The 23,232-nt window shown below is 73.3% G+C and carries 19 protein-coding genes; 14 read left to right on the top strand and 5 right to left on the bottom strand.

What is annotated here, in order from left to right:
- Window positions 1-28 precede the first annotated feature (28 nt).
- From ACK8HX_RS09845 to ACK8HX_RS09830, 4 genes are all read right to left on the bottom strand, one after another.
- Complete coding sequence (locus ACK8HX_RS09845; RefSeq protein ID WP_411940514.1) at window positions 29-919, bottom strand: bifunctional methylenetetrahydrofolate dehydrogenase/methenyltetrahydrofolate cyclohydrolase; 891 nt, start codon at window positions 917-919, stop codon at window positions 29-31.
- Window positions 920-990: 71 nt separating this feature from the next.
- A complete protein-coding gene (locus tag ACK8HX_RS09840; protein ID WP_411940513.1) occupies window positions 991-2,406 on the bottom strand; it encodes a YlbE family protein in 1,416 nt (471 codons plus the stop codon).
- Entirely contained in the window at window positions 2,403-3,899 is a 1,497-nt protein-coding gene (locus tag ACK8HX_RS09835; RefSeq protein ID WP_411940512.1) for an FdrA family protein, read from the bottom strand. The genes ACK8HX_RS09840 and ACK8HX_RS09835 overlap by 4 nt, the downstream gene beginning before the upstream one ends.
- A complete protein-coding gene (locus ACK8HX_RS09830) occupies window positions 3,896-4,855 on the bottom strand; it encodes an oxamate carbamoyltransferase subunit AllH family protein (protein WP_411940511.1) in 960 nt (319 codons plus the stop codon). Before ACK8HX_RS09830 ends, ACK8HX_RS09835 begins: the two co-directional genes overlap by 4 nt.
- A gap of 76 nt (window positions 4,856-4,931) precedes the next feature.
- Between ACK8HX_RS09830 and ACK8HX_RS09825 the strand changes: the two genes are divergently transcribed.
- The 7 genes from ACK8HX_RS09825 (at window position 4,932) to ACK8HX_RS09795 (ending at window position 13,610) form a co-directional block, all read left to right on the top strand.
- Window positions 4,932-6,290 (top strand): PucR family transcriptional regulator, encoded by a 1,359-nt coding sequence (locus ACK8HX_RS09825; protein ID WP_411940510.1) that lies wholly within the window; start codon window positions 4,932-4,934, stop codon window positions 6,288-6,290.
- A gap of 289 nt (window positions 6,291-6,579) precedes the next feature.
- The gene (locus ACK8HX_RS09820) at window positions 6,580-8,079 is read left to right on the top strand and encodes a uracil-xanthine permease family protein (RefSeq protein WP_411940509.1); all 1,500 of its coding nucleotides are present in this window, start codon (window positions 6,580-6,582) and stop codon (window positions 8,077-8,079) included.
- A 144-nt stretch (window positions 8,080-8,223) separates the two neighbouring features.
- Complete coding sequence (locus tag ACK8HX_RS09815; protein ID WP_411940508.1) at window positions 8,224-9,096, top strand: FAD binding domain-containing protein; 873 nt, start codon at window positions 8,224-8,226, stop codon at window positions 9,094-9,096.
- Window positions 9,093-9,638: a (2Fe-2S)-binding protein gene (locus tag ACK8HX_RS09810; protein ID WP_411940507.1), complete on the top strand. Its 546-nt coding sequence runs from the start codon at window positions 9,093-9,095 to the stop codon at window positions 9,636-9,638. The genes ACK8HX_RS09815 and ACK8HX_RS09810 overlap by 4 nt, the downstream gene beginning before the upstream one ends.
- Window positions 9,635-12,058: an aerobic carbon-monoxide dehydrogenase large subunit gene (cutA, locus tag ACK8HX_RS09805; RefSeq protein WP_411940506.1), complete on the top strand. Its 2,424-nt coding sequence runs from the start codon at window positions 9,635-9,637 to the stop codon at window positions 12,056-12,058. The genes ACK8HX_RS09810 and cutA overlap by 4 nt, the downstream gene beginning before the upstream one ends.
- Window positions 12,055-12,711, top strand: coding sequence for an SRPBCC family protein (locus ACK8HX_RS09800; protein ID WP_411940505.1), 657 nt, complete (start codon window positions 12,055-12,057; stop codon window positions 12,709-12,711). The genes cutA and ACK8HX_RS09800 overlap by 4 nt, the downstream gene beginning before the upstream one ends.
- Window positions 12,711-13,610, top strand: a complete 900-nt coding sequence (locus ACK8HX_RS09795; protein ID WP_411940504.1) for a carbon-nitrogen hydrolase family protein — start codon at window positions 12,711-12,713, stop codon at window positions 13,608-13,610. Before ACK8HX_RS09800 ends, ACK8HX_RS09795 begins: the two co-directional genes overlap by 1 nt.
- An 8-nt stretch (window positions 13,611-13,618) precedes the next feature.
- Here the strand turns inward: ACK8HX_RS09795 and ACK8HX_RS09790 are convergent, their stop codons facing one another.
- Window positions 13,619-14,392: a methyltransferase domain-containing protein gene (locus ACK8HX_RS09790; protein WP_411940503.1), complete on the bottom strand. Its 774-nt coding sequence runs from the start codon at window positions 14,390-14,392 to the stop codon at window positions 13,619-13,621.
- A gap of 265 nt (window positions 14,393-14,657) precedes the next feature.
- Between ACK8HX_RS09790 and ACK8HX_RS09785 the strand changes: the two genes are divergently transcribed.
- The 7 genes from ACK8HX_RS09785 (at window position 14,658) to ACK8HX_RS09755 (ending at window position 23,191) form a co-directional block, all read left to right on the top strand.
- The gene (locus tag ACK8HX_RS09785) at window positions 14,658-15,155 is read left to right on the top strand and encodes a hypothetical protein (RefSeq protein WP_411940502.1); all 498 of its coding nucleotides are present in this window, start codon (window positions 14,658-14,660) and stop codon (window positions 15,153-15,155) included.
- Between the two features lie 106 nt (window positions 15,156-15,261).
- Window positions 15,262-16,818: a flotillin family protein gene (locus ACK8HX_RS09780; protein ID WP_411940501.1), complete on the top strand. Its 1,557-nt coding sequence runs from the start codon at window positions 15,262-15,264 to the stop codon at window positions 16,816-16,818.
- Window positions 16,819-16,960: 142 nt separating this feature from the next.
- Window positions 16,961-19,177 (top strand): hydantoinase/oxoprolinase family protein, encoded by a 2,217-nt coding sequence (locus ACK8HX_RS09775; protein ID WP_411940500.1) that lies wholly within the window; start codon window positions 16,961-16,963, stop codon window positions 19,175-19,177.
- 1 nt (window position 19,178) lies between these two features.
- Window positions 19,179-21,185, top strand: coding sequence for a hydantoinase B/oxoprolinase family protein (locus tag ACK8HX_RS09770; RefSeq protein ID WP_411940499.1), 2,007 nt, complete (start codon window positions 19,179-19,181; stop codon window positions 21,183-21,185).
- Window position 21,186: 1 nt separating this feature from the next.
- Window positions 21,187-22,119, top strand: coding sequence for an NmrA family NAD(P)-binding protein (locus ACK8HX_RS09765; RefSeq protein WP_411940498.1), 933 nt, complete (start codon window positions 21,187-21,189; stop codon window positions 22,117-22,119).
- 180 nt (window positions 22,120-22,299) lie between these two features.
- Complete coding sequence (locus tag ACK8HX_RS09760) at window positions 22,300-22,791, top strand: hypothetical protein (RefSeq protein ID WP_411940497.1); 492 nt, start codon at window positions 22,300-22,302, stop codon at window positions 22,789-22,791.
- A 40-nt stretch (window positions 22,792-22,831) separates the two neighbouring features.
- On the top strand, window positions 22,832-23,191 hold the full coding sequence (locus ACK8HX_RS09755; protein WP_411940496.1) for a hypothetical protein: 360 nt from the start codon (window positions 22,832-22,834) through the stop codon (window positions 23,189-23,191).
- The last annotated feature ends 41 nt before the right edge of the window (window positions 23,192-23,232 follow it).

The following is a 23,232-nucleotide window of genomic DNA, read 5'->3' as shown; positions in this document are numbered from 1 at the left end:
CGTCGGGCTGGCAGTGGCGCCCGCCACGTCAGGTCCCCGCCCCGGCGGTCTCGCGCTCGCGCACCTGGCGCTCGGCGGCCTCGACGACGTTCGACAGGAGCATCGCCCGCGTCATCGGCCCGACCCCGCCGGGGTTCGGGCTGACGAAGCCGGCGACGTCCCAGACGTCGGGGTGCACGTCACCGGCGACCACCGACCTCCCGCTGCCCTCCTCGACGACGCGGGACACCCCGACGTCGAGGACGGCTGCGCCGGGCTTGACCATGTCGGCGGTGACGATGCCGGGCACGCCCGCCGCAGCGACGACGATGTCAGCCTGCCGAACCTCGGCGGCGAGGTCACGGGTTCCGGTGTGGCACAACGTGACCGTGGCGTTCTCGGAACGACGCGTGAGGATGAGGCCGAGCGGGCGGCCCACGGTGATCCCGCGCCCGACGACGACGACCTTCGCACCCGCGATCGGCACGTCGTAGCGGCGCAGCAGCTCGATGCAGCCGACCGGGGTGCAGGGCAGCGGCGCCTTCTCCCCGAGGACGAGCCAGCCCAGGTTCGTGGGGTGCAGCCCGTCGACGTCCTTCGCCGGGTCGACCGCCGAGAGGATCGCGTTCTCGTCGAGGCCCGTGGGCTGCTGGACGATGAAGCCGGTGCACTCGGGGTCGGCATTGAGGTCGCGGACGACCTCGAGGACCTCGTCCTGCGAGGTGCCGGCCGGCAGGTCGCGGCGCAGGCTGCGGATGCCGATCTCGGCGCAGTCCTTGTGCTTCGCGCCGACGTACCAGTGGCTGCCGGGGTCGTCGCCGACGAGGACGGTGCCGAGGCCGGGGACCACCCCGTGTTCGGCGAGCGCGGCCACGCGGGCGCGCAGCTCCTCCTTGATGGTGCCGAGGATCGCCTTGCCGTCGAGAGTCGTCGCTGCCACGCGTCAATCCTTCCATGGCGGGCGCGGCCGCCGGAGGCGCGTCCCGCGACCCCGCCCGGGGCCAGGGATCCCTAGGCGGGGACGGCAGCGGCGAGGGCCGCGATCGCCCCCGTGAAGCACTCCTCCGGCGGCGTGACGAGGCCCGCGCCGACCTGCCCCGTGCCGGCGACGCGCCCGGCCATCCCCGTGTTGATCTGCGGGAGGATCCCGGTGCGCACGACCTTGGTGACGTCGATGCCGGTCGGCGTTCCGCGGAAGCCCAGCACGGGTACCTGGTAGACCGGGTGCTCGCCGGTGGTCACCTCGTACATGGTCCGGGTGGCGCGCAGCGCGAAGGGCACGTCGCCCCCGACGAACTTGACGATGGCGGGCGCCGCGGCCATCGCGAAGCCGCCGATGCCACCGGTCTCCGTGATCGCCGAGTCGCCGATGTCGGGATTGGCGTCGTCGGGGCCGTAGTCGCCGAGGAAGAGCCCCTCGGGGGTGTTCGCCGGGCCGGTGAACCACTGGTCACCCGTGCCCGAGACGCGGATGCCGAAGTCGGTGCCGTTTCGAGCCATGACCGTGACGACGGTCGAGCCCGGGATCCCCTCTGCCGCAAGGGTGGCCAGCTTGCAGGCCGGCATCCCGAGGTTGAGGAAGAAGTGCTCGTTGGCGCCCGAGAACCGCACGGCCTCCGCGACGTCGGAGGACGAGGCGTCGGCGGTGATCATGCCCGGCAGCAGCTCACGCAGGAGCATCAACGACCCTGCCCGGTTGCGGTTGTGGCCCTCGTCGCCCATCTGGAGCATCTGGGCGACGATCGCCCGGATGTCGATCGGTCCGGTGGAGCGGACGGCCTGGGACAGGATCGGGCCGAGGACGCGCGTCATCCAGTGGAGGCGGTCGATGACCTCGGGCCCGTAGGCGCCGTAGCGCAGCACCTTGCCCAGGCCCTCGTTGAGCGAGCACCACGACTCGTTGCCGTGGACGTCGTCGCGCAGCGCGTACATCCACATCGACGGGCTGACGACCCCCGCCATCGGCCCGACGGCACCCCGGTGGTGGCAGGGCTCGAGGTCGAACTCGCCTGCGGCAAGGCGTTTCTCGGCGTCCTCGGCGTGGTCGGCAAGACCTTCGAACAGCACGGCCCCGATCAGCGCACCCTTGAGCGGCCCCGAAGCGCGCTCCCACTCGACCGGGGGGCCGGCGTGCAGGAAGGTCCCCCGCTCGAGCCCGAGCGACTGCGACGCCGGCACGACGTCGGTCAGGACCGCCTCGGCGGCCGTCATCCGCTCGAACGCGAGGCGGTTCGCCTCGACCCGGCGCGCGTCGCCCATGACCCGCGCCAGGTCGCCCTCGGTCCCCGGCGGCGGCGGCTGCCACTGGGTCTCGGTCACCTGCACCGCCTGGTCGCGCAGCGCGTCCGCGAGGAGGGAGACGCCCGCCGTCACGACGACGGGGTCGCTCTCGAGGAGGCCGCGGAGGGGTCGGTTCTGCTCGCTCATCGGTCGCTCCTCAGCAGCTCGAGCGCGTGCCGGGTGGCCGCGCCGTTGGACAGGAGGACGGAGGCGCCTGCCGCCGCCAGCAGGTCGGCGCACCGGGCCCGGCCCTGCGGGTCGGCGTCGGTCCCGGTGAGCGACACCACGACCGGTAGCGCGCGACCCGCACCGTGGGCCGTGGCCCGCGCGCCACGCACCGCGTCGGCGAGCTCACCGCCGGGGTCGGCGTGGGCGCCGTGCCCGAGGACGAGGTCGAGCAGGAGGACGCCACACGTGGGGTCGCTGGCCTCGGCTGCGATCCGTTCCATCCGCAGGGTGGGGTCGATCATCGGGTGGGCCCGGCCGCGCGTCATCCCGTCGTCGCCGAAGTCGATGACGACGTGGCCGTCGTGGCGCAGGTCGGGTCCGAGGTCGAGGGACGGGTCGTGGGCGATGTTGCTGTGGATCCCGCCCAGCTCGGCCTCGGCGACGGTCATCGCCTCGTCCGCGAGCGTGCCGCCGCAGAAGAGTCCCCGCAGGGAGGGCCCCCGGGTCAGCTCGACGGGCTCGGGCTCTGCGAGGGTCGCCGGCCACTCGGGCACGGCGTGGCCCTCGGCGCGCAGGAACGCCTCGACGGCGGCCGTGAGGTCGGGTCGACCGGCACCGAGGACGGCCCAGTGCACCGAGAGGCCGAGCTCGGAGGCGTACGAGTCGACCTCTGCGAGAACGGAGTCGGCCGGTGGCTTGGAGACGACGAGGACCGACTCGGTGGCCGGGTCGTCGGCGAGGGCCCGGAGTGCCTGCTTCGTCGAGCGGCCACCGACCGCCTCCTTGAGGTCGCGGCCACCGACGCCGAGGACGTGGCTCACCCCGACACCCGCGGCGTCGAGGAGGCACATGACCTGCTGGGCGCCCGTCCCTGAAGCGGCGACGACGCCGACCGACCCGGCGCGCACGACGTTGGCGAACCCGAGGGCGACACCGCCCACGTGCGCCGTCCCGCAGTCGGGCCCCATGACGAGGACGTCGGCCACCGCCGCGGCGTCCTTGAGGCGCACCTCGTCCTCGACGGACACGTTGTCAGAGAACAACATCACCGACAGCCCCGAGCCGATCGCGTCGAACGCCTCGGTCACCGCGTGCTGTCCCGGGACCGAGATGACGGCGAGGTTCGCACCCTCGCGGGCCGCGGCCGAGCCGAGCGTCCGCGGCGGCACGACCTCCTCACCACTCCCCGTGTCCTTGGCGGCGCGGAGGCCGGCGAGCGCGTCGGCGACGGCGGCGAGACCGGCCTGCACCCCGTCCTCGGACTCCGTCCGCAGCGCGACGACGAGGTCGTTCGCCCCCGCCTCCGCGGGGACGTCGAAGCCCATCGACCCCAGCACCTCGATGTTGAGCTCGGTCGCCATCGCCACCTGGGCGGCGAGGACCCCGGGTGTGGCGGCGACCGCGCGGGAGACCTGCATGAGGCTCACCGAGTCGTGGTAGGCGCCTCGTCGCAGCTCGACGTGGGTCGTCATGCGGCACTCCGTCCGGTGGGGGTCTGGGTGGGGGTCTCGACGAGAGAGGCCGGGATGGTGTGGGCCCGCAGCGCGGCGAGGGCCCCGGTGAGGAGGTCGCGCCCCGACGTGTGCCCGATGGCGACGACCTCGGGGAGGGCGCGGGCGGTGGCCTCGACGTGGCCGACGACGGCCGCGTCGACGAGGGCGACGACCGGCCGCGCCGCGAACCCGTCGGCGGCGGCGGCGAGCAGGGCCCCCGAGACCGCCGTCGTCGAGCCCAGCCTCGCCCGGACGGCGTCCGCGAACGGCCGCCGGGCACGCAGCGCGTGCGCGACGAGCAGGGCCCCGGCGAGGGCGTCGTCACCGGACGGGGTCAGCCCGCGCCCGCGCCCCACGAGCGCCGCGACGGCGCCGGCCAGCCCGCCGGCGAGCCCGCCGGCGACGCCCTCCTCCACGTCCTCGCCGGGTCGTGTGCTCAGGTGGCCGTCGGGGCGACCACCTGAGCACACGACCCGGATGGCGGGGGCGAGCCAGGGGTCGCAGGAGGTCGTGGCGTCGGCGAGGAGCGACTCCACGAGTGCCCGGTCGCCGGGGCAGGCCGCGCCGGGAGCCACGCGGCGCACGCGCGCCGGGCGCCAGGTGCGCACCGCGACGACCTCGGCCCCGGGGAGGACGACGCGCCCACCCCCCACGGCCACGCGGTCGCCCGGCTCGACCCCCCACGGTGGCGCCTCGGACGCCGCACCCGGCAGTGCCGACGAGCGGGCACCGAGCCGCAGGGCCGTGGGGAGGGCGAGGGCGTCGGAGGGGACGACCGGCAGCACGGTGCCGTCGACCGAGAGGTAGAGCCCGAGCCGGTGGGCGCCGACGACGAGCGCCTCGCGCGGCGCCCCCCGCGGCGCCTCCCTCAGCACCCGCGCCGTGAGGGCGGAGGCGGCGGCCGGCAGGACGGCCCGCGCGGAGGAGGACGGCATACGGCGACGCTAGCGAGGGGGCTACAGTGACCGGATGGTCATTGTTGCCAACGATCGGCCTGACGACGCACAGACGTTGCCATCGACCGGGGCCGCGTCCGCGGCCGCGGACGCCGCCCTGCCCGCCGAGCTGCCCAGCGACCCCGTCGAGCGGGTCGCGGCCCTGGAGGCGGTCGTCGAGCGCCAGGCCGCCCTGCTCCAGCGCGAGGACGAGGTGCACCGGGTCCTCGTCCGCATCGTCCTCGCCGGGGGCTCGGTCAACGAGCTGTGCACGTCGGTGGCCGGCTTCTTCGGCGGCGCGTCCGTCGTCACCACCACCGACGGGCGCGTCCTCGCGATGGCCGGCAGCGACGCCGAGGTCGAGCGCGTCCAGGGCCTGCCGTGCTTCGACCGCACCGGCCGCCTCGTCGTCGAGACCGAGCCGGTCGGCCCCCGGCAGGGCAACGGCCCCGAGACGACCCGCGCCTTCGTCAAGATCGTCGCCGGCTCCTCCGACCACGGCCTGCTCGGCGCGTTCTCCCCCGACCGCCCGCTCACCCCCACGGACGTCCACATGCTCGAGCGGGCGGCCACGGTCGCCGCCCTCGCCATCACCAAGGAGGCCGCGGTCTCCGCGGTCGAGGGCAAGTACCGCGCCGAGTTCCTCCGCGACGCCCTCGCCGGTCGCGCGGGCGACCCCCCGGACGCCGTGTCGCACGCGACCTCCCTCGGCTGGGACATCGACCGCCCCATGGTCGTCGTCGTCGCCGAGACCGACGAGAACGACGCCGAGACCACCCGCGCCGCCGACGAGGTCCGCTCGCTCCAGGAGCGGTTCGTGCGGGCCTGGGTGCAGGCGGTGCGGGCCCGCGACATGTCGGTCCCCGTCGCCGGGTTCAGCCAGGAGGTCGTGGCCCTGCTGCCCGTCGACCCGACCGCCGAGAACGACACCGTCATGCGCACGGTCAGCGAGATCGCCAAGGTCGTCCGCGGCGACGGCGGAGGCGGGCGCCGCACCTTCTCGACCGGCGTCTCGCGCCCGATCCGCAGCGTGGCCGATCTCCCGACCGCCTACGACGAGGCCCTCAAGGCGGTCCACGTGGGCCGGCAGATGTACGGCGAGTCGGCCCTCACCCACTTCGACGGACTGGGCATCTACCGCCTCCTCGCCCTCGTGCCCGACGGCGCCGACCTGCGCCGCTTCGTCGAGGAGAGCCTCGGCGAGCTCGCCACCGACGACTCCCCCGAGAACGCCGACCTGCGCCACACGCTCTCGGTGCTCATCGACACCAACCTCAACGTCGCCGAGACCGCGCGCCAGCTGTTCTTCCACTACAACACGCTGCGCTACCGCATCGCCAAGCTCGAGCGGATGCTCGGCCCGTTCACCTCCGACCCCCAGCTACGGCTCACCCTCGCCCTCGCGCTGCGCATCCACCAGATGCGCGGGATCTGACGACGGCCACGCCCCTGGCGCAGCCCGGGCGCCGGACGGCTGCCGGCCGAGCACGGGCTCGTGGGGCTGCACGTCAGGCACCTGCGCCTCTGAGGGGCGTGCGCGGACGGGCGGCCGCCCACAGACCCTGCCGACTCGGACCCCATCCGGCTGTCAACCCTTGCCGAGGGTGTCGCCTGACAGCGTCACTACCTTCCGTGTATCACGGACTCGTGATCCGCGTCACCGACGACGCGGAGCCCTGTCACCGCGGCCGACGGCCACGGTTCCCCCGGAGAGAGGCACTCGCATGGCGCTGGGATTGGGTTGGAAGCTGAAGGGTGACGGGCGCTCGCTCGGGCCCGACGAGGTCGTGGCGCCCGACGAGCGCCTGTCCTGGGGGAAGACCGTGGGCCTGGGCGCCCAGCACGTCGTCGCGATGTTCGGGGCCACCTTCGTGTTCCCGCTCATCATGGGGCTCAACCCGCAGCTCGCCATCATGATGAGCGGCATCGCGACGATCGTCTTCCTGCTCATCGTGCAGGGGAAGGTCCCGAGCTACCTCGGGACCTCGGCGAGCTTCGTCGGCGGTGTCGCGGCGATCCGGGCCAACGGCGGAGACTCCTCCGAGGTCACCGGCGCGATCCTCGTCGCCGGCCTGGTCCTCGCCGCGGTCGGTGTCGCGATCCACTTCCTCGGCTCCTCGGTGCTCCACAAGGTGCTGCCGCCGGTCGTCACCGGTGCGGTCGTCATGCTCATCGGGTTCAACCTGGCGCCGGTCGTCGCGGGCATCTACTGGCCCCAGGACCAGTGGGTGGCCATCACGACGATGCTCTTCACGATCGTCGCGGCCGTCGCGTTCCGCGGCTTCATCAGCCGCATCGCCGTCTTCCTCGCGCTGATCTTCGGCACCGCGCTCTCCTGGTTCCTCGACACCGCCGTCGGGCCGATCACCTCGAAGCTCGGCGGGGCCACCGAGGCGACGACCCACGACCGCTGGAGCACGGCCGGCGTCGGTGACGCCGCGTGGTTCGGCTTCCCGCAGCAGACGATGGTGGCCGCCGACGGCAAGGAGGTCGTGGGCTGGCACACGCCGAGCTTCACGATCGCCGCGGTGCTCCTCGTCCTCCCCGCCGTCATCGCCCTCATCGCCGAGAACACCGGCCACGTCAAGGCCGTCGCCGAGATGACCGGCCACGACCTCGACCCGGTCATGGGCCGCGCGATCGCCGGTGACGGCGTCGGCACCGCTCTCGCGTCGGCCGTCGGCGGCTCGCCCACGACGACCTACGCCGAGAACATCGGCGTCATGGCAGCCACGCGCGTGTACTCGACCGCGGCCTACTACGTCGCGGCCGCCGTCGCGATCCTCTTCGGCCTCTCGCCGAAGTTCGGCGCCCTCGTGGCCTCGATCCCCGGCGGCGTCCTCGGCGGCATCACCGTGGTCCTCTACGGCATGATCGGCCTGCTCGGCGCGAAGATCTGGAAGGAGAACGGGGTCGACTTCGGCAACCCCATCAACCTCGTCCCGGTCGCCGCGGGCATCATCATCGGCGTCGGCAACGTCAAGATGCAGCTGACCGACAACTTCTCGCTCGAGGGCATCGCGCTCGGCACCATCGTCGCGATCGGCGGCTTCCACCTCGCCCGCGCCATCGCCCCCGTCGAGCTGCGCGACCGGGCCGACGGCACCGCCGTGTCGGTCGGGTCCACGACCTACGGCGACAGCGACGGCGTCGACGACCTCTACCAGGAGGGCTACCCCGGGACGCCCGGCGAGCGCGACCCCGGACGCGACCGCCGTCCCTGACGGCCCGCCCCGACCGCGGCCGGCCCTCCCCACGGGGGGCCGGCCGCGGCGTTTCCCGGGCTTTGGCAACCTTTGACCACCTCGTGGGGCAGTGTCGGCACTGCGTCCCTACCGAACGGAGCGTCCTGTGGACATGATCGAGGCATGAAGCCCGGACCGTTCGTGCACCATGCGCCGCGCTCGGTCGAGGAGGCCGTCGCGGTGCTCGCCGAGGTCGGCCACGACGGGAAGGTGCTCGCCGGCGGGCAGAGCCTCGTGCCCGTCCTCAACATGCGCCTCGCCAGCCCCGGCCACCTCGTCGACGTCAACCTCGTGGCGGGGCTCGACGGGGTGGAGGTGTCCGATGACGCGGTGCGCGTCGGCGCCCTCGTCCGGCACGCCGGGCTCGAGCGCCACGCGGGCGCCTTCGTCGCGAACCCGCTGCTGCGGCAGGCCCTCCGGAACGTCGCGCACCCTGCCATCCGCAACCGGGGGACGACCGTCGGCTCCATCGCGCACGCCGACCCCGCCGGCGAGATGCCCTCGGTCGCCGTCCTCACCGAGGCCGTGGTCGAGGCCGTCAGCGTCCGAGGACGCCGCGAGATCGCCGCCGCCGACTTCTTCGAGGGGCCGCTCGAGACGACGCTCGAGCACGACGAGCTCGTCGAGGCGGTGCGCTTCGGGCGGTTCGCTCCCGGAACCCGCACCGGCTTCACCGAGTCGTCGCGGCGCCACGGCGACTACGCACTCGCCGGCGTCGCCGTGGCCGTGGAGGTCGACGGCGGCACCGTCCGCGCCGCACGCGCGGCGTTCGTGTCGGTCACGCCCGTGCCCACCGTCCTCGACCTGTCACCCGTCCTCGCCGGGCTCGCCCTCGGCGCACCGGTCCCCGCGGAGGTCACCGACCTCGTCCGCGAGCACGTGGAGCCCGAGGGCGACATCCACGCCACCGCGGCCTACCGCCGGATGCTCGCCGCCGAGCTCACGCGCCGCGTCCTCGCCACGACCGTCCACGACCACGAGGAGGGCGCGGCGTGAGCGAGCCCGTCGCCGAGCAGCTGCACGACGTGACGATCACCGTCAACGGCGTCCCCAGAACCGCACAGGCACCGGCACGCCGCCTGCTGTCCGACTTCCTGCGCCACGAACTCGGCCTCACGGGCACCCACGTCGGGTGTGAGCACGGGGTGTGCGGCGCGTGCACCGTCCTCGTCGACGGCCAGCCGATGCGCTCGTGCCTGATGTTCGCGGTCTCGGCCCAGGCCCACTCCGTGACCACGGTCGAGGGCATCGGAAGCGACCCCGCGAACCTCAGCCCGGTCCAGCAGGCGTTCGCGGAGTGCCACGGACTGCAGTGCGGCTTCTGCACACCGGGATTCGTCACGACCATCACCGCGTACCTGGAGGAGAACCCCGACCCGACCCCCGAGGAGGCGCGCGAGGCGATCTCGGGCAACCTCTGCCGCTGCACCGGCTACCAGAACATCGTCAAGGCCGTCGGGCGTGCCGCCGAGATCCGCCGCGGCCTCGTCGAGCTCGCTCCGCCTGCACCGGGACACGAGGGTGGGGTGGTCCGGTGAGCACGCGCCAGTTCGGCGAGAAGGTCCAGCGCAGGGAGGACCCCCGCCTCCTCACGGGCAACGGCCGCTACCTCGACGACCTCGGGCGCGGCGCCCTCCAGGCCGCGTTCGTCCGCAGCCCGCACGCCCACGCCCGGGTCGTCGACGTCGACATCGACGACGCGTGGGAGGTCGACGGCGTCGAGGCGATCTACACGTGGGACGACCTCACCGGCCGGGTCGCCGAACCGCTGCCCGTCCTCATCCCCCACCCCGCCCTCACCCACCCGCGCGTCGGCTACTGCCTGGCCAAGGACGAGGTCAACCACGTCGGCGAGGCCGTCGTCATGGTCGTCGCCCGCGACCGCTACGTCGCCGAGGACGCCGCGTCGCGCATCAGGGTCCGCTACGAGGCTCTGCCAGTGGTCGTGGGCATCGACAACGCCCGCGCCGCAGCGCAGCTCGTCCACGACGACGTCCCCGACAACGTCAGCGCGCACCTCCTCCAGGAGGTCGGCGACGTCGAGGCCGCGATGGCGGCGGCCCCCCACCGGCTGACCCTCGAGCTCGAGATCGAGCGCAGCGCCTGCATGCCGATGGAGGGCAAGGGCGTCCTCGCCCGCTGGGACGCCGACGAGCAGTCGCTGCGGCTCTACTCCTCGACCCAGACCTCGACCGGGGTGCGCGCCGCCGTGGCGGCCAAGCTCGGGATGCCGCTGGCCAAGGTCGAGTGCATCGCCCCGGACGTCGGGGGCGGCTTCGGCGTCAAGATCATGCACCCCTGGCCGGAGGAGGTCCTCGTCCCCTGGGCGGCGCGCAACCTCGGCCGCGACGTCAAGTGGACCGAGGACCGCCGCGAGCACTTCGTCTCCAGCGCCCACGAGCGCGGGCAGGTGCAGGAGGTCGAGGTCGGCTTCGACGACGAGGGTCGCCTCCTCGCCCTCGACGTCCGCTTCTGGCACGACAACGGCGCCTACACCCCCTACGGGATCATCGTCCCGATCATCACGGCCACCCAGCTGCTCGGTCCCTACAAGCCGGGCGCCTACCGGGTCGAGTTCTGGAGCCTCTACACCAACACCGTTCTCGTGACGCCATACCGGGGCGCCGGCCGCCCCCAGGGCTGCTACGCGATGGAGCGGACGATGGATGCGATCGCGGCGCAGCTCGGACTCGACCGCACGGAGGTCCGCAGCCGCAACTTCATCCAGCCCGACGAGATGCCGTACGACCACGGGCTGATGTTCCAGGACGGTCGCCCGCTCCGGTACGACTCGGGCGACTTCCCGGCCTCGCTCGCCAAGCTCAAGGCGCTCGTCGGCTGGGACGACTTCGCCGCCTACCGTCGCGAGGCCGAGGCCGCCGGGCGCAGGGTGGGGCTCGGCATCGGCTGCTACGTCGAGGGCACCGGGGTCGGCCCCTACGAGGGCGGGCACGTGCACGTCGAGACGAGCGGGCGGGTCAACGTCGCGACGGGCCTGACCACCCAGGGACAGGGGCACCAGACGATCCTCGCCCAGATCGTCGCCGACGAGCTCGGCGTGCGGATCGAGGACGTCCACGTCACCACCGGCGACACCCGGCGCATGGCGTATGCGGTCGGGACCTTCGCCTCGCGCGGCGCCGTGATGTCGGGCAACGCCGTGATGCTGGCCGCCCGGGTCGTGCGGACCAAGGCCCTGCGGATCGCCGCCGACGCGCTCGAGGTCTCCCCCGACGACCTGCAGGTCGAGGACGGCGTCATCTCGGTCAAGGGCACCCCGGACGGCCCGCGGATCGACCTGTCGACCGTGGCCGTGATGTCGAACCCGCTGCGCTACGCGTTCGACGCCTCCGCGCAGGCGGCCACGCAGTTCGCCGGCACCTTCGACCCCGACAAGCCGCCCGTCGCCGACGACGACGAGCCCGGCCTCGAGGGGCAGGACTTCTACTCCCCCACGCAGGCGACCTTCGCCAACGGGATGCACGCGGCGGTCGTCGAGACCGACCCGGTCACCGCCGAGATCCGCATCCTGCGGTACTGCGTCGTCCACGACTGCGGCGTCATGGTCAACCCGATGATCGTCGAGGGGCAGGTCCACGGCGGCGTCGCGCAGGGCGTCGGCGGGGCGCTCTACGAGCGGATGGCCTACGACGAGTCCGGGCAGCTGCTCAACGCCTCGTTCATGGACTTCCTCATCCCGTACGCCTCCGAGGTGCCCTTCGTCGAGACCGACCACCTCGAGACGCCCAGCCCGCTCAACCCCCTCGGCATCAAGGGTGCGGGCGAGGCCGGGACGATCCCCGTCACCGCCGTCATCGCGAGCGCGATCGAGGACGCCGAGGGCTTCCCGATCCGCTCGATGCCGATCAGCCCGTCGGAGCTCTGGGAGCTGCGCCAGCGGCACGCACGTTCCACCACGACCCCCGATCCCGTTCCCGCGCAGGAAGGTTCGCGATGAAGATCTCCGGCAGCTCCACCCTCGACGCCCCCGTCGAGAGGGTCTGGGAGGCGATCCAGGACCCCGCCGTCCTCGCCCGCTGCATCCCCGGATGCGAGTCCCTGACGACCGTCGGCGACGACCGGTACGCGATGTCGGTCACGGCGGGCGTCGCCGCCATCAAGGGCACCTATGCCGGTGAGGTCTCACTCTCCGACAAGGTGACCCCGTCGTCGCTGACGATGAAGGCGTCCGGCGCCGGCGCGCCGGGAACCATCGACGCCGACGTCAAGGTGCGGCTCGCGCCCTCCCCCGCCGGGGGCACCGAGCTCAGCTACGACGCGGACGCCTCGGTCGGTGGTGCCATCGGCGGCGTCGGCCAGCGGATGCTCGCAGGCGTGACGAAGAAGATGGCCGGCCAGTTCTTCGTCGCGCTCGACCGCGACATCGCCACGGGTGGAGCGCCCGTCGCCGGCGAACCTGCCGCGGCGGGTGCCCCGGCCACGACGGCTGCGGGCGCACCCGTCTACGCCGGCCGCTCGGCGAACGCCACGGCCACCGCCAACCTCGGCCTGGACTCCGGTGCCGGGTTCGCCCTGGGGGTCCTCGTCGGTGGGATCCTTGCTCTTGCGGGCGTCGCGCTCGGCGCCCGGATCGCCGCAAGGAGACCCTGATGCGCGCATTCACCGCCGCGGCCGTGCAGGTCGCGCCCGTCCCCGGCCCGCTGACGGCGGCCGCCGTGGCGGCCAACCTCGACAAGCTCGTCGACTTCACGCGCCGGTGCGTCGAGGCCACCGGTGCCGAGCTCGTCGTCCTCCCCGAGTCGGCCACGACCGGCTTCACGCCCGGCATCCCCACCGAGGAGCTCTGGGAGCTGGTCTCCGAGCTGCCCGGCCCGGTCGTCGAGCCGCTGCGCGACGTCGCCGCCGAGCTCGGCATCCACCTCGTCGCCGGCACGTACGAGCGCGGCCCCGCCCCCGCGGTCGTCCACAACAGCTCGGTGCTCATCGACCCGAAGGGCGAGGTCCTGGGCGTCTACCGAAAGACGCACCCGTTCTTCTCCGAGGGCGTCGGCGGGGGCGGCTGGGTCACGCCTGGTGACACGGTCACGGTGTGCGACACCGAGCTCGGGCGCATCGGCATGATCATCTGCTTCGACGGGGACTACCCCGAGCTGTGCCGCATCCAGGCCGTCCAGGGGGCCGAGGTCATCGCCCGCCCGTCGGCGCTGCTGCGGTCCGCCGACCTCTGGGAGCTGACCTCGCGGGCGCGCGCGTACGACAACCACGTCTTCGTCGTCGGCGCCAACGCCGTCGGGGCCGACCCGGCCGGCGTCCTCTACTTCGGCAACAGCCACATCGTCACGCCGATCGGCCACATCGTCGCGAAGGCCGCGACGCACGAGGGATGGGTGTCGGCCCGCCTCGACCCCGCGGAGGCGCTGTCGTCGCTCACGCCCGGGTCGAACATCGCCCAGGGCTTCGACCACCTGCGCGACCGCAACCTCGACCTCATCCGCAACCACCGCGAGGAGCTCGAGGGGCCAGCGAAGACGTCGTTCCCCCACGGCTGACCCCCGGCTCAGGCGGGGACGAGACCACGGACCCACCGGGCCGTGGACGTCATCTCGACCGGGCCGTCGCCCAGGCGGCGGAGCAGCTCGGCCCGCAGCGCCTCGCGCCCTGCGTCGTCGAGCGCCCGGGTGAAGTCGCCGGCAGGACCGATGCCGAGGAGGAAGGGGCGCCAGTAGTCGTCGAAGGTCTCGAACCGCATCCCGACCTCGAGGAGGCCGCCCCGCACGTCGGTCAGCCCGGCTCCCGCGAACAGCGCCTCGATGCCACCCGCGCGCGCCGGGCTCGCGAGCGCCTCGTCGACGGCCGCGGCGTCCGGGCGCACCGCGGCTGCGGCGTCCCAGTAGGTCCGCAGCATCGCCATCCCGCCGCCGTAGTCCCAGACGGTGGCGCCGACGACGCCACCGGGTCGCGTGACCCGTCGCATGTCGGCGACACCGGCCGCCGGGTCGGGAAGGAAGTTGAGGACGAGCAGCGCGAGGGTGGCGTCGGCGGCGGCGTCAGGCAGCGGCAGGGCCGCGGCGTACCCGACCTCGCCGCGGAACCCACTGTCGCCGAACCGTCTTCGCGCCGACTCGACGAAGGCCTCCGAGGGGTCGACGCCCACGACGGACGCGTCGGGCCACCGGTCGAGCACCGCCGACGCCAGGTTCCCCGTGCCGCACCCCACGTCGACGACGACGCCGTGGCCGTCACCGAGGTCCACCGCGTCGAGGAAACCGGGGGCCAGCACGGCGCTCCACCGCCCCATGAACCGCTCGTAGGAGGCCGCGTCGACGAACACGCCTCCCACCGTCCCACTCGCGGTGGCGGCTGGCCAGACCCTCCGCCGAGGTCCTCGGGGCCGAGGACCTGGAAACCGAGGTCGTTCCCCTCGAGCGGGTCGATCCGCAGGCCGGCGACCGTGTCCGTGCAGCCGATGCCGGGTGACCCCGCCGGGCGGGTCCGGTGAAGTCCCTGTGCCGTGCAGCCCGGACCGTCTAGGCTCGCGGCACCGGGTCCGGGGGGACCCGGCGTCCGCGCCAGCGGACCACGCAGAAGGAGACCGGATGCAGGCCACGCTGCTCGTCGTCGGGGGGATCGGCATCCTGCTGCTCCTCGTCTCGCTCCTCGCGGGCGACGTCGTCGACGGGTTCCTCGACGGGGTGGGGCCCGACCTCCTCTCCGGCCTGGCCGTCGCCGGTTTCCTCGCCGCGTTCGGCTTCGTCGGCGCCCTCGTCGCCGACACGGGGGCGTCCTCCGCGGTCACGCTGCTGTCCGGCCTCGTCGCCGGTGCGGTCGTCGGCGTCGGTGCGGGACAGGCGAGCAAGCGCCTCATGCGCGGCGGCGACGAGTCGAACGTCAGCAGCCGCGGGCTCGTCGGGCTCCGCGGCACGGTCGTCGAACCGGTGCCCGCCGACGGCTTCGGGATGGTCAACGTCGTCGCGGCCGGCCACATCACGCGGCTCAACGCCCGGGCCGACGAACCGCTGCCAAGCGGCACCGCGGTCGTCGTCACGAGCGTCCTCAGCCCCACCTCGGTCCGCGTCGCGCGGAACGAGGGCTGAGGCCGCACCCGCTCCTCGCGGCGGAACCGGCGACCTGCCGGCGACGTCCACCACGCACACTCCACGCACACGGGCGCCCACCGGCGCCGGGAAAGGCCAGGCAGACATGTTCGGGTTCGACATCCCCGTCGCGCTCATCGCCGTCCTGGGGCTCGTCCTCCTGCTCGTCCTCCTCGGGCTCGTCATCGCCTCGAGGTACCGCGTCGCAGGGCCCAACGAGGCCTTCATCGTCACCGGCCGCAAGGGCAAGGAGGTGAAGAACCCCGAGACGGGTGAGGTGTCGACCGACCTGTCCGGCCAGAAGGTCGTCATGGGTGGCGGCATCTTCGTCGTGCCGTTCGTCCAGCGGCTGCACATCCTCGACCTGTCGAGCCGCCGCATCATGGTGCAGATCCGCGGGGCGGTCTCGGGGCAGGGCGTCAAGCTCAACCTCGACGGCGTCGCCATCGTCAAGGTCGGCGGCCACGAGGACTCCATCCGCGCCGCCGCCCAGCGCTTCCTCACCCAGCAGGGCGAGATCGAGACCTTCACCCAGGAGACCCTCGCCGGGTCGCTGCGCTCCATCGTCGGCTCGCTGACCGTCGAGCAGATCATCCGCGACCGGGCGGCGTTCGCCCAGCGGGTGGCCGACGAGTCCGAGACCTCGCTGACCGGCCAGGGCCTCGTCCTCGACACCTTCCAGATCCAGGACATCACCGACGACGGCAGCTACCTCGCCGACCTCGGCCGTCCCGAGGCCGCCAAGGTGGGGCAGGTCGCCGCCATCGCCGAGGCGAACGCCCGCCAGGCCGCCGAGCAGGCCCGCCTCGCGGCCGAGCAGGAGATCGCCATCGCCCAGCGCCAGCTCGCGCTGAAGCAGTCGGAGATCAAGGCCGAGACCGACGCCGCGCAGGCGCAGGCCGCCTCCGCCGGCCCGCTCGCCCAGGCCGACCGCGACCAGGCGATCCTCGCCGAGCAGGAGAAGGTCGCCGTCCGGCAGGCCGCGCTCAAGGAGCGCCAGCTCGACACCGAGGTCCGCAAGCCGGCCGACGCCGAGCGGTACCGCGTCGAGCAGGAGGCCGAGGGCGCCCGCAACGCGGCCATCGCCGAGGCCGACGCCCGCAAGGCCGCCGCCATCGCCGCCGCCCAGGCCGACGCCGAGAAGGCCCGGCTCACCGGTGAGGCCGAGAAGGCGCGCCGCTCCGCGCTCGCCGACGCCGAGGCCATCGAGGGCTCCCGCCGCGGTGAGGCCGACAAGGCACTGCGTGTCGCGCAGGCCGAGGCGGTGCGCGCCGAGGGCGAGGCCCAGGCCAGCGCGATCCTCGCGACGGGCCAGGCCGAGGCCGAGGCGATGAACAAGCGCGCCGACGCGTTCGCCCGCTACAACGAGGCGGCCGTCCTCCAGATGCTCGTCGAGGTGCTGCCGAAGGTCGCCAGGGAGGTCGCCGCACCGATGGCGGCCATCGACCAGCTGACCGTCATCTCCACCGACGGCGCCGCCGCCCTCCCCAAGCAGGTCACGGACAACCTCACCCAGACACTGGCGATGCTCAAGAGCACGACGGGCGTCGACCTCCAGGCGCTCCTCGCGCGCTACACCGAGGGCTCCGGACCGGTCGCCCCGGCGACCACTCCGGCCACGTCCCCGGCCGCCCTCGACGGCGAGCCGGCCGCCAAGGCCTGAGACCCGCGGGAGCGTTCGACGCCCGCCGGCCCCTCCGGTCGGCGGGCGTCGCCGTCTGGTGGCAAGAACGGACGGGGAACCACGATTCCGTCGGCAGATCCTGACAACGCATCGGTCCCGGCCACCGGGTTGGATCGTGGCCATGGCCGAGCAGACACAGCGACGGATCCGGGTCGGGATCGACACCGGCGGCACGTTCACCGACGTGGTCGCCTTCGACGAGGACACCGGCGAGCTCGTCACGACGAAGACCCCCAGCACGCCCTCGAACCCCGCGGACGGGTTCATCGCCGGGATCGAGAAGATCCTCGGGGTCATGGGGGCGGGCGGTGACGACATCACCGCCGTCTGCCACGGGACGACGGTCGCGACGAACAAGCTCCTCGAGGGCAAGGTCGAGCGGCTCGGCTTCGTCACGACCGAGGGCTACGAGTTCATGCTCGAGATCGCCCGTCAGGCCGTCCCCGACGGCTACGGCAACTCCTACTTCTGGGTCAAGCCACCGCGCATCGTCGCGGCCGACCACGTCCGCACCATCGGCGGCCGGATGGACTTCGAGGGCAACGAGATCCGCCCGTTCGACGAGGCCAGCGCCGTCGCCGCCGCCCACTGGTTCAGGGACCGCGGCATCACGACGATCGGCGTCTGCCTGCTCCACGCCTACGCCAACGACGAGCACGAGCTCGCGATGCGTGAGGTCCTGCGCCGCGAGCACCCCGAGGCGGTCGTCTCGATCAGCTCGGAGGTGCTGCGCGAGTACCGCGAGTACGAGCGCTCGATGACGACGCTCGTCGACGCGGCCGTCAAGCCCAACGTGTCGCGGTACGTCACGAACATCCACGAGCGCCTCGACGGCTTCACCGGCGGACGTCCGATCCCCTTCTACGTCATGAAGTCCAACGGCGGCGTCCTCTCCGCCGACGAGGTCGTGCACCAGCCGATCACGACGGTCCTCTCGGGTCCGGCGGCCGGCGCCCTCGGCGCCGCGCTCATCGCCCGCCGGGCCGGGTTCGACAAGGTCCTCACCTGTGACGGCGGCGGCACCTCGACCGACGTGTCGGTCGTCCTCGACGGCGAGCCGACCCTCACGACCGAGGGTTCGGTCGGCGCCTACCCGAGCAAGATCCCGATGATCGACGTCGTCACCGTCGGCGCGGGCGGCGGCTCGATCGCGTGGGTCTCCCCGGAGGGCGCCCTCAAGGTCGGCCCGCAGTCGGCCGGCGCCGACCCCGGGCCGCTCTGCTACGCCAAGGGCGGCACCGAGCCGACCATCACCGACGCGCACGTCGTCCTCGGCCGGATCCCCCCGCACCTGCTCGGCGGCGAGATCCCCCTCGACGTCGGTGCGGCCCGCGCCGGCATCGAGGCCCTCGCGCAGCGGCTCGGGCTCGACCTCGAGCGCTGCGCGACGGGCATCCTCGAGATCTCGGCGTGGAACCAGGCCAACGCGCTGCGGCAGGTGTCGGTCAAGCGCGGCCTCGACGTCCGCGACTTCATGCTGACGACCTTCGGCGGCTCCGGCTCGCTGCTGGCCTGCCGGCTCGTCGACATCCTCGACCTCGCCGGTGTCGTCGTGCCGCAGAACCCGGGCAACGTCAGCGCGTTCGGGCTGCTCACCGTCGACGTCAAGAACGACTACGTGCAGACCCACGTCGCGCGGCACGCGAGCCTCGACCACGGGGCCGTCGAGAAGGTCCTCGACGAGCTGACCGCCAAGGCCGCGGCCGCGCTCGACGCCGAGGGGTTCGCCCGCGAGGACCACCAGTACGTCCGCACGGCCGACCTGCGCTACTTCGGCCAGGCGTACGAGGTGCGCGTGCCCGCGGGCACCGGCCGGGTCGACGAGGCGTTCGCCACGGCCGTCGCCGACCGGTTCCACGACGAGCACCGCCAGCTCTACGGCTACGACTTCCGCCACGACCCGACGCAGCAGGTCGAGTGGGTCAACCTCCGCGTCACCGGCGTCGGCCCGATCACCCGTCCCGAGCTCCGCGAGGTCCCCAGCCGTGGGTCAGATTCGCCCACTGGGGCGATCTTGTCCCAGGACGGTGTGCAGGAATCGACCAATAGGGCGATCTTGTCCCAGGACGGTGTGCAGGAATCGACCAATAGGGCGATCTTGTCCCAGGACGGTGTGGGCGGCGGCGCCCTCACCCCGCGATCCAGTCGGCAGGTCTGCTTCGACGCCGACCAGGGACACGTCACGACCGACGTCTACTGGCGCCCCGACCTGCGGGCCGGCGACACCTTCACCGGTCCGGCGATCGTCGAGGAGTTCGGCTCGACCGTCCCGATCCACCCCGGGTTCTCCGTGCGCGTCGACGCGTTCGGCAACCTCGTCGTCACGAAGGAGGCCTGACATGTGCGGCCCGATGATCCGCCAGAACGTCGCCCCCGTCGCCACCTCGGGCAGCGCCCCGGGTGGGGCCGATGGCGCCCCCGCCAACCCGGCCGGCCTCCCGACGTCCTACGAGCACGGCAACCGCCTCACCCCGGTCGGCAGCGAGGTCGACCCGATCCTCGTCGAGATCGTCCAGGGCACCCTGGCGTCGGTCGAGATGGAGGTCGAGACCGCCATCGCGCGGACCTCTCGCTCGCCCATGATCCGCGACGCCCACGACTTCCGCGCCGGCATCCACGACCGACAGCTGCGCAAGCTCACCGGACGCTCGTACTCGGCTCTCGTGCACCCGATCGTGCGCGACTTCCCGCTGTCGGAGATGCGTGAGGGCGACGTCTTCTTCCACAACGACGTGTACGAGTCGGAGGGCGGCATCGGCCACCTCCCCGATCTCTGCGTCACCGTCCCGGTCTTCCACGAGGGCGAGGTCGTCGCGTTCGTCCAGGCCTTCGGCCACCACGACGACATCGGCGGCGCGGTCCCCGGGTCGATGCCGAGCAACGCCCGCACGGTGTTCGAGGAGGGCCTGTCGGTCCCCCCGATCAAGCTCTGGGACGCCGGTGTGCCGAACAGGGCGGCGCTGCGGATCATGACGCGCAACAGCCGGATGCCCGACAGCCTCGCGGCCGACCTCGACGCCGAGTGCTCGGCCTGCCTCATGGGCGCGCGCCGCCTCTCCGAGCTCTTCACCCGCTACGGCCGCGACACCATCGAGGCCGCCTTCGACGCCATCCTCGACGCGACGACCGAGACCTACCGTCGCGAGATCCTCAGCAAGATCCCCGACGGCACCTACGTCTGGGAGGACTACGCCGAGCACGACGGGGTCGACGAGCCGCAGCTGCACACCCAGCGGATCACCCTGACCAAGACCTCGACCGGCGGCCCCGGCCCCGGCGACGGCGGCCCGAAGCTCGTCATCGACTTCACCGGCACGAGCAAGCAGGCCAAGGGCCCGATCAACCACTGTGGCGACTACGTGGGCGGCAACTTCCTCAAGAAGTGGCTCGCGCCGATCCTGCGCAACCTCGCCGACACCCCCGAGCGGATGGCCGAGCTCGACGTCAACGAGGGCATCGTGCCGCTCATCGAGATGAGGTTCCCCGAGAAGGGCACGCTGCTCACCCCGATCTACCCGGCCCCGACCAACGCGCGCACCTTCGTCATCCTCCGCCTCCTCGGCGTCCTCGCCGGCGTCGTGGCCAAGGCGGTGGACGGCCAGATGCCCGCCGACCAGGAGACCATCCGCTACACCGGCGTCTACGGCAAGGACCGCGACGGCAACGACTACCTCATGCGCGAGGTGCTCGGCGGCGGCTCCGGCGGTCGGTACTACGCCGACGGCGAGGACACCATCCACGTCGTCCCCGACTCGCGGAACCTCCCGACCGAGTTCACCGAGAGCCGCTTCCCGTTCGTCGTCGAGCGCCTCGGCCTCGCGGTCGACTCCGGTGGTGCCGGGCGGCACCGCGGCGGCCTCGGGTACGAGAAGCACATCCGGATGCTCCAGGACGCCAACTTCATGTCGATCGCCGACCGCTCCATCCTCGCCTGCTGGGGTGTCAAGGGCGGCAAGGCCGGTCGGCCCTTCGAGGTGACGATCGACGTCGGCGGCCCCGACGAGCGCACGGTCGAGGCCCTCGCCGACGCCGAGCCGGTCAGGGCCGGCCAGGTCATCCGGATCCGGACGACCGGAGGCGGCGGCTGGGGCGACCCGCTCGAGCGGCCGTACGACGAGGTCGAGCGCGACCTGCGGTGGGGGAAGGTCTCGTTCGAGGGCGCGCGGGCCGACTACGGTGTCGTCGCGAGCGGGACGAAGGACGAGCCGGTCATCGACACCGGCGCCTCCGACGCCCTCCGCGCCGAGGTGCGCGCCGGGCGCGGCGACGAGCCGTTCTTCGACCGGGGCCCCGGGTACGCCCGCCTCGCCGAGGGACGGGGCGCGGCCGAGGTCGACTGGGTCTGACGTGTCGCGGACGCAGGAGGCGACGGGGTCGGGGGCGGTGGCGGTCCACGACCCCGTCGCCGCGTCCGGATCCGCTGCGGCACAGGAGGATCCTCGACCCGTCGTCGTCCTGGGCGCGGCCGGGAAGACGGGACGCGCCGTGGCGGCCGCCCTGACCGCGCGTGGGGTTCCCGTCCGCGCCGCCGTCCGTGCCGGGCGGGAGTCCGCCGCGCTCCCCGGCGCCGAGCCGGTCGTCGTCGACCTCGTCACGGGCACCGGCCTCGACAGCGCGTTCACCGGTGCGCGGGCGGCCTACCACCTCGCCCCGAACGTCCACCCGGACGAGGTCGCGATGGCACAGCGGGTCGCCGAGGCCGCCACAGCGGCCGGGCTCCCGCACCTCACCTTCCACTCCGTGCTCCACCCGCACGACGCGCGGATGCCGCACCACGTCCGCAAGGGCGAGGCCGAAGCCGTGCTCCGGCGCGGCGTCCCGGGCTCTCTCGTCGTCCTCCGGCCGTCGGCCTACCACCAGAACCTGCTGGTGGCGGCGCTCACCGGGGAGATCGCGGTGCCCTACTCGCTCGAGGCGCCGTTCACCACCGTGGACCTCGCGGACGTCGCGGACGCGGCGGCCGTCGTGCTCCTCGACCCCTCCCGCGACGGCGAGGCCCACGACCTCTGCGGGCCGGAGGTCCTCACGACCGCACGGATGGCCGAGGTGGCGGCGGAGGTGCTGGGCCGCCCCGTCACCGCGCGCCGCGTGGACGTCGCCGAGTGGCGCGCCGGACCCGGGGCGGGGCTGTCGCCGCAGGCCCGCGACGTCCTCGCGGCGATGTTCGCCGCGTACGACGACGGTGGGCTCGTCGGCGACCCGGCCGCGCTCACGACCCTCCTCGGCCGCCGCCTCACCACCTGGGCGCAGGCCCTGACGCGCACGGACACCGACCGATAGGTCACGACAGGCCCACCCCGACAACCAGCGCGCCCCGAGATCGTCGTCCTGGGCGATGCCGGTGGGCGGGAGCGCGACGGACAGGGCTGGTCGCCCACCGGTCGGGCGCACCATACTGGCGCGATCCCGGGGCAGGACGACGGCGACAGGGCGCCGCCGCGGCCACCGGTGGAGGCCACGGTGGACACCAGCACGTTCTACGCGCTCTTCTCGGCGACCTGCTTCACCCTCACCGGCCTCTGGTGGACGGTCGTCGAGCGCAACCCGCGCTGGCTGCGTGAGGAGGCCCTGCGACGGCGGGTGGGGTCGGTGTACCTCGCCTTCCTCCTCCCCGCCCTCATGGGCCTCTTCGCCCAGATCGGCGGGCCGGAGAGCCCGGCCTTCTGGCGGGTCGCCTTCGTCGTCATCGCCGTGCTCGGCGGGGTGACGACCGTCCGCTTCCTGCGGGGGTCCCGCCTCGACGACGACGCCGGTGCGTTCGCGCGGTACTGGTGGGTCACGGCCGCCGTCTACGCGGCCGTCGCCGTCATCGGGGTCGCACCCGGCCTGGCACGCGGCGTCGGCCTGAGCCCCCTCCAGGCGGAGGCGACCCTCCTCGTCCTCCTCGTCGCGGTCGCGCACGCGCTCGTCTGGGAGTTCATGACCCGCCACCGCGCCGAGCCCGCCGGCTGACGGCGACCACGAGGGCCCGCCCCGTGGCTACCGTGGGGCGATGGCGGAGTACGAGGTCAACGACGCGGCGGTCGCCCACGTGCGCGACCTCATCGACGAGCGGCAGTACGTCCTCGAGAGCGACTGGGGCGACGTGCAGCCCGATGCGGCGGCCCAGAACGCCTACCTCGAGCGGCACTCGTGGGAGGAGTACGGCGCGTGGCACCTCGGCCTCACCAAGGGCGCCAACGACGGCACGAAGGCGCGGTACGCGTTCGTGGCGGGCGACTTCCGGCGGGTGCACCGCAGCGCCCTCATCGCCTGCGTCTACCGGGCGAGCGAGTGGCGGCACAAGAGCGTCGAGCTCGCGGCGCACGACCTCCTCCAGCACCTCGACGAGGTCAGTGGCCACGCCACCTGACCGGCGGGCCACTGGCACTTCCTGACAGCCCCGGGCCCCGA

The sequence above is a fragment of the Oryzobacter faecalis genome, from assembly GCF_046764005.1.
Lineage (GTDB): Bacteria > Actinomycetota > Actinomycetes > Actinomycetales > Dermatophilaceae > Oryzobacter > Oryzobacter faecalis.
This window is presented reverse-complemented; position numbering and strand designations above follow the sequence as displayed.